8 protein-coding genes and 2 pseudogenes are annotated in these 11,571 nt (G+C 34.8%); 7 read left to right on the top strand and 3 right to left on the bottom strand.

Going from position 1 to position 11,571, the window contains the following annotated elements:
* The first annotated feature begins 8 nt into the window (after window positions 1–8).
* From BTO22_RS11935 to BTO22_RS11945, 3 genes are all read left to right on the top strand, one after another.
* A complete protein-coding gene (locus BTO22_RS11935) occupies window positions 9–4,469 on the top strand; it encodes an ATP-binding protein (RefSeq protein ID WP_105055720.1) in 4,461 nt (1,486 codons plus the stop codon).
* A 291-nt stretch (window positions 4,470–4,760) separates the two neighbouring features.
* Window positions 4,761–5,498: a glycerophosphodiester phosphodiesterase family protein gene (locus BTO22_RS11940; protein ID WP_060992761.1), complete on the top strand. Its 738-nt coding sequence runs from the start codon at window positions 4,761–4,763 to the stop codon at window positions 5,496–5,498.
* Between the two features lie 38 nt (window positions 5,499–5,536).
* Window positions 5,537–6,835: an MFS transporter gene (locus BTO22_RS11945; RefSeq protein WP_105055721.1), complete on the top strand. Its 1,299-nt coding sequence runs from the start codon at window positions 5,537–5,539 to the stop codon at window positions 6,833–6,835.
* A 97-nt stretch (window positions 6,836–6,932) separates the two neighbouring features.
* On the opposite strand, the gene yidA is transcribed toward BTO22_RS11945, so the two are convergent.
* Window positions 6,933–7,742, bottom strand: coding sequence for a sugar-phosphatase (gene yidA, locus BTO22_RS11950; protein WP_181044637.1), 810 nt, complete (start codon window positions 7,740–7,742; stop codon window positions 6,933–6,935).
* 100 nt (window positions 7,743–7,842) lie between these two features.
* Between yidA and BTO22_RS11955 the strand changes: the two genes are divergently transcribed.
* A complete protein-coding gene (locus tag BTO22_RS11955) occupies window positions 7,843–8,520 on the top strand; it encodes a tRNA (adenine(22)-N(1))-methyltransferase (RefSeq protein ID WP_105055723.1) in 678 nt (225 codons plus the stop codon).
* A gap of 155 nt (window positions 8,521–8,675) precedes the next feature.
* Window positions 8,676–8,825, top strand: a complete 150-nt coding sequence (locus BTO22_RS19990; protein WP_181044638.1) for a hypothetical protein — start codon at window positions 8,676–8,678, stop codon at window positions 8,823–8,825.
* 211 nt (window positions 8,826–9,036) lie between these two features.
* Here the strand turns inward: BTO22_RS19990 and BTO22_RS11960 are convergent, their stop codons facing one another.
* Complete coding sequence (locus BTO22_RS11960) at window positions 9,037–9,978, bottom strand: YeiH family protein (RefSeq protein WP_181044639.1); 942 nt, start codon at window positions 9,976–9,978, stop codon at window positions 9,037–9,039.
* A 281-nt stretch (window positions 9,979–10,259) separates the two neighbouring features.
* Between BTO22_RS11960 and BTO22_RS20200 the strand changes: the two genes are divergently transcribed.
* Window positions 10,260–10,418, top strand: a complete 159-nt coding sequence (locus tag BTO22_RS20200) for a hypothetical protein (RefSeq protein ID WP_258132577.1) — start codon at window positions 10,260–10,262, stop codon at window positions 10,416–10,418.
* Window positions 10,419–10,781: 363 nt separating this feature from the next.
* Window positions 10,782–10,914 (top strand): annotated as a pseudogene (locus tag BTO22_RS11970) (IS6 family transposase); the annotation flags it as partial.
* 224 nt (window positions 10,915–11,138) lie between these two features.
* Here BTO22_RS11970 and BTO22_RS11975 read toward each other — a convergent pair.
* A pseudogene (locus BTO22_RS11975) lies at window positions 11,139–11,571 on the bottom strand (hypothetical protein); the annotation flags it as partial.

Below are 11,571 nucleotides of genomic sequence, written 5' to 3' on the forward strand. Positions count from 1 at the left end.
AAGGAAGCATGATTAGGATAATTATTTTATTATTTACTCTAATGAGTTGTAATGCTTTGTCTGAAAATAAAATGTCTCTGACAGAAAGTGAAAATAAATGGCTTGAGTATAATCCGACCATTACTATTGTCGTATTATCAGATAATTATCCTTATTCCTATTTTGATAATGCTCATAAATTAAAAGGGATAATAAAAGAATATGCTGAACTTCTACGTATTTCTTATGATTTAAATATACGATTCCTTAGAGTTAATACACGTGAAGAAGCTAATAAAGCATTATTAAATAATTTAGGGGATGTTTATTTATTTGGTCGAGGCGAGCAAGCTCAATGGTTAGATGTAAATAGCAGTATATCGTATCTTCCTTTTCAACATTCTTTGATTACGTTATCTCAAAGAGCTAGTTTTAATAGGATAGATCAGATACTTAATCTTAAAATCGCTTTGATTAGAGGTGAAAGCAAACCTGATTGGAAAACACCAAATACTCATTTTTTTCATTACTATCCTACTCAGTTAGAAGCATTGAAAGCCCTAAAGGAAGGGGAAGTAGATACCGTCTATACCGAGCCTATTTCGGGAATGGATACTGCTCAGCGCTATTATCTAAATGATGAATTTAAAGTAAATAGTGTTGTAGCCCGATGGCAGAATTCCGAAGCATCTATGCTAGTTGTTAAGAGTAAGCCTATATTGCTCTCTCTTATAAATAAAATGCTTACTAACTTAGAAGATGATAAAAAAAATCATATATTTAAAGAGTATTTTAGCCATAGCAAACATCGAGTGCCTTTGTCTGGTATTTTTGGGTATGGGAACCCACCATATATGTATGCAGAAAGTCCATCTGTAGGGCTTGAGTTTAGTTTGATTCAAAAATTGCTAAACGATATGGGTTATAAAGTTGGTGACGTATCACGTTTACCTCTTTCAGTTCGGCAGAATATTCTTACCACTCACTCTAATATCGCATTTATTTCGGGAATTACAAGTAAGCAGTCACTTGACCACTTTTATAGCGAGTCATTAATTGAATTAGAATATATTCCTGTTAGTTATGCATCTAATAAAATAGATCTTAGTAAGAATCGAAAAGATCTTATAGTAGGTTCCTTATTACAAGAAGGGAGCTCTCCAAGTCGTTTAGCTTTATTAGAGATAAATAAGTCATTAAAATCAAAAGAAAATAAGGTTTATTCTAACCTTTCTGATGCTTTTTTGGATTTAGAAGATAAAACTATTGATATATTAGTTATTGAACGACGAGTTTTAGAGTGGTACCTATCAAGTCAATTAGGTATGACCTTATCAGATATACATGTTCATCGTAATATTTCATATATATCTCCAATTTATGTTGAATTTAATAACGAAAAAATCAGAGATAGATTTAATGCAGCACTTTCTCATCTTCGTCAGGATGATGACCATTATGAGGATTTTATTAATGAGCGAGTTTATGCAGACTATACCAATGCTTTGAAAAAAGCGGATATTTTATCTCAAATCGCGGCTTATTTATTAGTTCATGATGATATTGAAAAATTTGAAGGTATTGTTACCATCTTTGATATTAGAGAAGCTCTTAAAAAAATAGAAATATTTACTGAAACATCCATAGAGCCAATTAAGGTATTTAATTTTTATCATCAAAATGATGGTAATAAAGAGGAGTTGAACTATTCATATGTTGAGTTAGCGGCTAATTATCGATCTCAGATAAGGACCTCAAAAGTTGGAAAGGTTAAGTATTATTATTATGGAAATAAAATAAGAAAAGGGTATATTTATATGCCATCCCTGCAATTATTTGAATACTTACCTCCTCCGCTTTTTTCTTATATTTCAAAGTTATATAAAGATAATGGTTTTCACGGACAGTTATTAAATTTATCTCCGAAGGAGTTGGCATGGATCAAAAATAAAAAACAAGTATTTATAGGCATTGATCCTTCAGCTATGCCTTATGAGTTTATAGATAATAAAAAAAATTACACTGGTATCATTAATGATTTTTTGCAGTTAATTCAGAATAAAACGGGTCTTAAGATTATCCCAAAAGTTGTAGATAGTTGGACTGAAACAAAAGATCTCATTTCTCAAGAGAAGGTAGAGTTAGTTTCAGCTGCAGTAGAAAACAATACATTAAGTTATTCTTATCATCCAGTAGATCCTCTTTTTTCAAATAAACTTGCTCTTGCTTCTAATCTTGATGTTCACAGTGTTGAGTTAAGTGATATAACGAATTGGACGATAGGTATTTTGCGTAATGGGGCAAATACGCCAGAAATTTTAAAAAGATACCCAAATATTAGTTGGGTGCTCGTTGATAATACAGAAGAAGGACTTGAGCTTGTTAATAATGAAGAAGTTATGGGGGTCATTGATACCGTTCATGTTCTAAATTATTTAATTTCAACTAATGAGTATCAAAGTATTGATCTTGTTGGTCGCCTTGAGCAAAAAATAAGTCCTACTTTTCACGTATTAGATTCTGAGCCTGAACTATATTCAATTATTAATAATGTAGTAAGTTCAATTTCTGAACAAGAAAAAAAACGTATTTTACTTAAATGGAGTGCTCCAAAGTTAATAGAAAAAGTAGATTATGAATTAGTATATACCATTGGTTTTTCCTCCACCTTTATTCTTATTGCGATTTTTATTTGGAGTCGAAAATTAAGGAAGCTTAATATTCAACTCGAAATTGCAAAGAAAACAGCTGATGAGGCCAGTAAAGCAAAATCTGATTTTTTGGCGAATATGAGTCATGAAATACGAACACCAATGAATGCTATTCTAGGGATGTCTTATCTCGCTTTGCAAGAGGTTGAGAAGCCGATAGTCGCTAACTATATTAGAAAGGTTCACCGTTCGGCTGAATCTTTATTGTTGATTATTAATGATATTCTAGATTTATCAAAAATTGAAGCTGGTCAATTACAATTAGAATCCATCCCTTTTTTATTATCAGATACGCTAGATGACGTAAATGATATTTTATCTATTAAGGCACAAGAGAAGGGGCTTGTACTTGAGATAATATTAGACGAAGCCTTGAGTATGACACTAATAGGAGACCCCCTAAGGTTATATCAAGTCATCCTAAACTTAGCAGGAAATGCCGTTAAGTTTACCCCTGAAGGCAAAGTGATTATTTACCTTTCAGCTATTAAGTCAACCGATACAGATGCTACGTTTGTCGTTCGGATTATTGATTCAGGAATAGGCATGACTCCTTCACAAGTTGATGATTTATTTACCGCTTTTTCTCAAGCTGATAGTTCGACAACAAGACGTTTTGGTGGAACAGGGTTAGGCTTAAACATTAGCCAAAATTTGGTTTCCTCAATGGGAGGACTCATTGAAGTAAGAAGTGAGTTAGGTAAAGGTAGCGAATTTTATTTTAAATTAACATTGTTAAAAAGCTTAACGCAAATAAAGCCGAAAAATCATGACGATGGGAAACGCGCTGTTGTTGAGTTTGAAGGGCAAAGTGTATTACTCGTTGAAGATAATGAGTTTAACCAAGAGGTTGCGACGGCGATGTTAACGAAATTGAATTTACGTGTTGATGTTGCAAATCATGGAGAAGAGGCTCTGGAGTATATTGATAATTATACTTATGCATTGGTTTTAATGGATCTTCAGATGCCAATAATGGATGGCTACCAAGCGACAGAAGCAATCCGTAAAAGAAATATAACAACGCCTATTATTGCCCTTTCTGCTAATGTGTTACCAGAAATAAAGCACAAAGCAATGTTGTGTGGTTTTATTAGTTTTATCGAGAAACCGATTGTGTTTGATAAACTAGCGATACATATTGCTAATGCTTTTGATGGGTTACCATTGGATATGTCTTTTACTTCAACGTCTTCGGGTCATGAGCAATCTCACTATAAGTCTACATTCTCTAAAGATGATGCAATGCTGTACAGCAATAATGATCCTGATTTATTACAGCGCTTAATTAAACGCTATATGGAAACCGCTGAGCTAATGTTGGGTGATCTTCAATCTGCTTTGAAACAAAGTGATATGGGGTTACTTGAGCGTACTGCACATACATTGAAAAGTATGACTGCAAATTTAGGTGGTCGTAAGCTTGCTGCACTTTTACAGCAAGTTGAATCAAGCGCAACTTATAGTAGTAAGAGTGATATTGTGGAACTACTTACGCAGAGTGATGCTGAGTATTTATTATTCTTTGAGCAATTATCTTTGCTGGCGACAGGAAGTGCTCAAAAAGAGAAAACTACGATAAGTAGACAAGAATTACAGGATCTGAAAAATAAAGTAGAAGAATATGATAGTAATGCTTTAGATTTAGCCACTCATCTTTTTCCTGAACAAGTCAATTTAGATTGCGATGAGCAACAATTAATTAAGGCGTTACAAGCGTATGATTTTGATCGTGCTCTAACGATTATTAATCGTATGTTACCTTCATCTTTGCCGTAATTGCCATTTCAATACATAAATAATCTCGATGTATTTATTGTTATTTATTCAGTTATTAATTGTAATTTAAGAAGATAAATTCTGAAGGGTGGTAACTTGTTTGATTTCTGCTCTCTTTAATATCGAAAAAATTAAAGTTAATGATATTAATATTGTTAACCCATAGGCAAAAAATGAAATAAGTTCCTATTCGAACGTTCGAATGCTCATTTTATCTGTTCTTGTCACATTTATGAAATGATCTAAGCGTTATCATCCTTCACATCTTCTAACACGTAAAATAGGTTAACAATGAAAACATTAATAGCTCATCGTGGTATGTCTTCTCTGGCTCCCGAAAATACGCTTTCTGCTTTCTCATTATGTAAAGACCATGGTGTTCAATGGTTTGAATGTGATGTTGATATTCTACAAGATGGCACGGTGATTATTTCTCATGACGATACGTTAGATCGCTGTACAGATAAAAGTGGCCGATTGTGTGATATTAGCCACGCCGATTTGAACTCTATTGATGCTGGAAGTTGGTTTAGTGATGATTATATTGATGAGCGTTTACCAACTGTTCAACAATTGATCAAATTAGCGAACGAAAAAGAATTGAATTTAAATATTGAAATTAAATCGTGTTCGGCAAGTGCTAAATTAAGTCATTTATTGATCGATAATTTGATCATGGCACTTAAAGAGTTAAACCCTGAACGTGAGCTTATTATTTCAAGTTTTAACCACTTAGTATTGTCTGAATTCAAACGTAAAAGCCCTGAAAGTAAAGTTGCTTGTTTGTTTGAAAGTCATAACTTATGGGATGATTGGAACTCAATCATTGAATGGTGTCAAGCCGATTACATTCACCCTGAAGAGAAGGGCTTAACTCGTGAAATGGTAAATAAATTTAAAGCGTCAGGAATTAAAGTAAATGTGTGGACGGTAAATGATTTGGCTCGTGCAAACGAGTTATTTAATTGGGGTGTTGATGGTATCTGTACTGATATCGCACATAAATTCCCATCGAAATATAAAGCTTAATATAATAATTAAAACAATAACGTGAAAGGATTACCACTATGAACTTGTTTGAAAAAATAGGCTTCACGAGTCGAAACCAGCTGTTTGGTTTTTTCTCTGTCGTGATGTCAGGACAAATCATTTACTCTGCGTTTGAAGCATTTAAAGGTACGTTTTATAACTTACTTTTAGAAGTGCTACAAATAGACAACACCCAAATGGGGATCTTATTTACCCTAATTGGTTCTGCAATGTTTTTCTATATACCAGCAGGTTGGGTCAATAACCGTTTTTCAGTAAAATCCATTTTAATTACCAGCCTGACGATACGTTTTTTGAGTATGATGACCATCATTTTCTTAGAACCTGGATTCAGTATTTTGGTTGTGATTGCCGGTATTTGGGGGCTAGTAGATGCAGCTTTCTGGCCATCAGTCGTTAATGGCGTTACCTTAATGTCTGGCGATAAAAACAAAGGCATGGCGTTTGGGTTACTAGAATCAGTGCGCCGTGCTGCTGAAATGAGTATGAATGCTGTTATCGTTGGTATCATGGCGTTGGTTGGTGGTTCAATCCTTGTATTCCAAGGCGCAATTGTTTTCTATACGTTACTTATCCTTCCAATGATTTTCTGTGTATGGAAATTTGTACCAGATAATCACATGGAAATTAAGCAAGGTGAGAGCAAAAACAAAGAAGCATTAAAAGGGTTAGTTCATGTACTAAAAATGCCAACAGTATGGTTAGCTGCGATTACTTCTCTAACAGTATATTGGATTTATATTACGCTAATTTATACAGTACCTTACCTACAAGCCGTATTTGGTTTATCAACAGCACAAGCCGCTATCTTCGGTATTATTAATACAGGTGCAATGGGAGTAGTTGCTGGTTTAGTTGCCGGATCTATTGCTGATTTCGTATTTAAATCTTCCATTAAAATGATGTTTTTTGCTTTGGGTTTAACGGCAATTTGTTTGGGTGTGACGATTGCACTGCCTAAAACAGAAGGCATGCTAATGATGAACATGGTGTTGTTAATGTGCTTCTCTTTCAGTATCTTCTTAGCTAAAGGAATTATCTTAGCACCGGTAGCTGAAGCGGGTGTACCAAAGGACTACAGTGGTTCAGCAATGAGTGTTGGTTCATTTGCTGCTTATGCATCAGTGTTTTGGGCATATGCATTAAATGGTTGGATTATTGATACTTACCCTGCGATTCAGGCATATCAGATGATCTTTGGTATTGGTTTAACTGTTGCGGTACTTGGTATGATATGTTCATTGATCCTTATTTCTCTGAAAAATAAAAACAGCGGTGATGATCAAGAAGAAAAATTGCTTGAATCAGAAGCGTAGTCTTATGATGTAATACAAGATATTTGTAGTAATTAAAAACCCCAGTATATGTAATTTATACTGGGGTTTATTTTGTTATGAGTCTGTTCGTTTAGAATTAAACGTTTAATATAAACTCTTCGATGATTTTTGCTACACCATGTTCGTTATTACTTACGGTAATGTGGTTAGCGATCTCTTTGATATCATCAGTGGCATTTTCCATAGCAATGCCAAGACCTGCATATTTAATCATATGCCAATCATTACCCGCATCGCCCATACAGATGACTTCATCGGCAGTAATACCAAGATGGTCTGCTAATGCTTTTACACCTACGCCTTTATTACTGTTTGGGTTTAAAAATTCTAAGAAGAAGGGAGCGCTTTGTACTATCGTAAATTGCTCATATAAATCGGAAGGTAATTGTTTGATAGCAGCAGAAAGTAGCTTAGGCTCATCAATCATCATCGCTTTCATTATTTGTTCATCATCTGATAGCTCTTCAAAATCAATCACAGTGATTGGCATGCCAGTGATTGTAGATTCATGCTCAGTATAATGACTTGATGCAGGGGTGATTAGACCTTTTTCTTGAGAGAAGGCGTGAATGTGAACTCCGAGTTTTTTCGCTAATTTAGCAAGAATTTTTGCGTCAGTACCGGTAATTATTTGGCTACGGATAACTTCTTCGCTTTTCACTTTTTGAACGAGTGAGGCATTGTAACTAAGAACGTAATCGTTCTCTGTTGTCATGCCTAATTCTTCGAGTTGTGGTTTCATGCCATTTAGGGGGCGACCAGAAGCTAAAACAACGACCACTCCTTGTTCACGAGCAGCGGCAATAGCGGCTTTGTTTTCGGCTGAGATTTGCTTATCAGAGTTAAGCAGAGTGCCATCCATATCCAATGCGATCAGTTTATACATAGTGCTTACCATTTGGTTAAATTATCTTGAGCTAGCTTACCTGATTTTTATGAAAAAAATACTATATACTGTGCCTGATTTTCACTAATAATATTGAGCCATGAAACTAAGTTCTCGTTTAGACACCATTAAAAATAAAGTCACTAGGCAATATGATCATATTTGGGATTGCTGTTGTGATCATGGTCAGTTAGGCATTGCTTTATTGGCTTCGCAGCCCAAAAGTCTGATCCATTTTGTCGATGTCGTCGATGAGTTGATGGTTGAATTAGAGTCTCAACTGCAAAAGCACGCCTTAAAAGTCAGCTCTCAGTGGCAAGTGCACTGCATGGATGTAGCTCAACTGCCTCTCGTCCCAGATAAAAAGAATCTAATTATTATTGCTGGTGTAGGAGGGGATTTATTAATTGAATTGGTTCGTGCCATCCAGACACGTAATCAAGGTATTGAATTAGAATTTATCTTGTGCCCTGTATTGCATCATTACAAAGTGAGAACTGAGTTAATTGATATGGGCTTTGGTTTAGTGTCAGAAACGTTAGTTAAAGAGAATAAACGCTTTTATGAAATTATTCATGTCAGTAATCAAGCTATTGTTCCTTTGAGTAATATCGGTTCTGAAATGTGGAATTTATCAGAGGTAGATCATCAAGAATATTTGCAAAAAACGATTTCTCATTACCAACGAATGGAAGAAAATACTAAAAACTCGAGCAAGGTGAGTGATTTGTATTTAAAGCTAAGGGAAGCTATGGATGGCTTTAGCATATTGAATTGATTAGTATTTCAATATGCTATTGGAATACTTCGTTAAAGCTATAAACTTACATTATTCATTTTTAGGGTATGCCCTACATAAATTGTATTTAGTACTTTTTATATTTAGAGCACATTCTAGTCGTTAAATGAGCATGTTAGTGTTTGGAGTTCAGTATGCAAAGTGAAAGTTTGAGAAAACAAGTGTTGCTCAAGACGATAAAAAAAGACGTAGAAGTTGCATTAACGTTACAAGAAATAAGTAAGTCAGATCTTATTAAAATGATCCGCTATTTTGCGATGAAAGCAGAGGCACTGAGTGAATAATTAGCTAACGACAAGTGTCGTTAGCTAGGCGAAATTATGAATTCTTATTAAGGCGATGTACTTCAATACCAAAACCTAGCGCGCTATAAGCGAGCAAAGAATAACCTAGTAGTTCAGTTCCTTCTTCTGCTAGGCTAGTTAGGTAGAATAGTATGTACTCATTTATTGGAAATAGGATTTCAGAAATACGGGTAGTTATTCTGTAAATTTTTTATTGAATATAATTTATGATATAGAGTAAAGACGTAGTAGAGATAACGACCCAAAGAAGCACACCGAAGATTAAAGGTTTAGCTCCTGCTGATTTGATTTTTTCAATAGAGATACCGCAACCAATAAAAAAGAGACACAAGACTAATAGCTTTTTTGATATATCAAAAATACCGTTATAAACCATTTGGAATTGTGGCAAGTTATCGTTGATTAAAATCGCTAAGCAGTAAAAGAGAATAAAATAAGGAATGGTGACTTTTTTACTATTACTACGGAAGAGTAGAGCGCTAATAAAGGCAACAGGAACAATCCATAATGCACGAGCTAGCTTAAGTGTCGTTGCTGTTTTTAACGCTTCTTCACCATAAGCTGAAGCGGCGCCTACAACGGATGAGGTATCATGAATCGCAATTGCAGCCCAAGTCCCAAAGGCGTGTTGACTCAGCTCTAACGCATGCCCAATGACAGGGAAGATAAATAGTGCAATAGAGTTTAAGACAAATACGGTAGCTAAGGCTAAGCCTGTTGCTTCTTCATCAGCATTTATTGCGGGAGCAACTGCAGCGATTGCACTTCCACCACAAATAGCCGTACCGGAAGCGATTAAATGACCGGTTACTTTATCCAGTTTCATCTGTCTTGCTAGTAACCAACCAAGTACCAACGTACCAAAAATGGTTGATAAAATAATGCCAATACCATTTGAGGTTGCTTCAATGGCTTCGTTTAGTTGGATCCCAAAACCTAGCCCCACAATAGAATAGGCGAGTAATTTTTTAGTCACTTTGCCGAGAGAAAAGTTGGTTGGAACAAAACCGAAACTCGCTAAAGCGAAACCCATGACTAAAGCCGTAGGTGAGTTAACCCAAGGGGTTAATGTGAATAAGGCAGCAATATAAAAAGGGAAGTAATGCTGTAAGTGTTGTTTATTAAAAGTCATGTTTATTATTCTTGGACACAGGAAAGAGAACGATAGCATTTTTCTTTGATTTAGTAAGTTTAATAATTCAATATATAGAGTTAAAAAAACTTTAACGATATGATCATGAAGTGTCGTTTATTTGAAAAGCAAACGTTTGCTTTGCTCTGACTTTATCACATGGGAAGAGTATATAGTGCGTGCAAATTTATTTTATCAATAATGGAGTTTATATGCGTTCTATTAAGACTATTTTTCTTTTCTTTTTTATGTTGTCAGTGAGTTTTTTTTCTATGGCTTAAATGAAAAGTGTAATAGTGAAGGGGAACTCTCAATCACCGTCACAACCAATTATTATTCAAGGATCTATGCCTATTGAAGCTCAACATTTTGCCGCATTATTAGATAATGTTGTTATTGAGAAGACTGGTTTGTTTGTGTTTTATAAAGGGACACTATAATGGTTACCCTGTAATCGTTAGTCAAACAGGAAAGGGGCTTGAAAATACATCGGCGGCAACAGCTATTGCTATAGATCAGTTTTTCTTTGTTTAATTTTTTGCAACAAGCCCCTCATTATCAAATGTTGAAATAATCACATGGAGAAAAAATATTCGAATGACTCTCGGTAGCACATATTCACTGTGTGTTTTTAGTTTAAATTTAAGCTCGGTAGGGGGAATATCTTTAGTCGCTAGGTATCTTTTATCATCTAGCTAAAAGTGAACTTTATGAAGGTGAATTTGAGGGGGGTGTTGCAAATAATCTGAGTTGATAATAGGACTTATTTATCAATTCCAGATTATTTTTAACAGCCCTGGTCATTTGAATCATTACGAATGTTAGATAAAGGCCAGTTTGATTTCTGGCTTCGTCAGGATGAACGTAAAAACCTTGTGCGGGAGAGGTCCGCCTTCATGAATCACATTATTCAATGTTGAGGTTGTTTTTCAATAATAATGAGTCAATTGTAGGACTTATTTACCAACTCAAATTATTTGCAACAACCCCTTTCCAAGTGATGATTCAGCAAAAAAAGTGATATACCTTGCGATTAAAGCGGCTTCGAAAAAGTGGTCGAAACCAATCCATAGCTAGAGAGCTGCTATTAATCGGTTTATAATCAAATTTGAAGACCGCTTGAAAAAACATCTGTAAATGGTAATTACACCGTATAATTTTTATTTACTTAATATCTTTATTGAACTAATTTTGTCCCTTAGTTCAACATCATCCCCTCGTCCGCCTTGACGTGTCCAAAAGTTACCCTGAAAATTGGCATCTTCATAAAAACGAACAGTCCAACCAGTTGGTATACTCCATGCTTTGATACGATTATTGATATACGACATATCTTCAGTATTCAAATCGGCAATATCTGATGTTGTTAAAATAGCCAAACCTTTATCAAGAAAATTATTATTAAGAACATTAGCGTAAAGAACTACATAGTCAGTCTCAATATAATTATATGTACCCGCAGGTTGAACCTGACTATGAGGTGCATTGAATATCGTTCCCCAAACATCCCACTGCATTTGATTTATATTACTGTTAGAATTAAACCATTTATTTTGTAAAGGATATATATAGTCGGTTACAATAGGTTTCCCA

Source organism: Aliivibrio sifiae, from assembly GCF_002954705.1.
GTDB classification, from domain to species: Bacteria; Pseudomonadota; Gammaproteobacteria; order Enterobacterales; family Vibrionaceae; genus Aliivibrio; species Aliivibrio sifiae_A.

Bases quoted from the DNA above. Each gene is read 5' to 3' on its own strand.
- BTO22_RS11935 (WP_105055720.1), top strand. From the start codon at position 9: ATGATTAGGATAATTATTTTATTATTTACTCTAATGAGTTGTAATGCT.
- BTO22_RS11940 (WP_060992761.1), top strand. From the start codon at position 4,761: ATGAAAACATTAATAGCTCATCGTGGTATGTCTTCTCTGGCTCCCGAA.
- BTO22_RS11945 (WP_105055721.1), top strand. From the start codon at position 5,537: ATGAACTTGTTTGAAAAAATAGGCTTCACGAGTCGAAACCAGCTGTTT.
- yidA (WP_181044637.1), bottom strand. From the start codon at position 7,742: ATGTATAAACTGATCGCATTGGATATGGATGGCACTCTGCTTAACTCT.
- BTO22_RS11955 (WP_105055723.1), top strand. From the start codon at position 7,843: ATGAAACTAAGTTCTCGTTTAGACACCATTAAAAATAAAGTCACTAGG.
- BTO22_RS19990 (WP_181044638.1), top strand. From the start codon at position 8,676: ATGCAAAGTGAAAGTTTGAGAAAACAAGTGTTGCTCAAGACGATAAAA.
- BTO22_RS11960 (WP_181044639.1), bottom strand. From the start codon at position 9,978: ATGACTTTTAATAAACAACACTTACAGCATTACTTCCCTTTTTATATT.
- BTO22_RS20200 (WP_258132577.1), top strand. From the start codon at position 10,260: ATGAAAAGTGTAATAGTGAAGGGGAACTCTCAATCACCGTCACAACCA.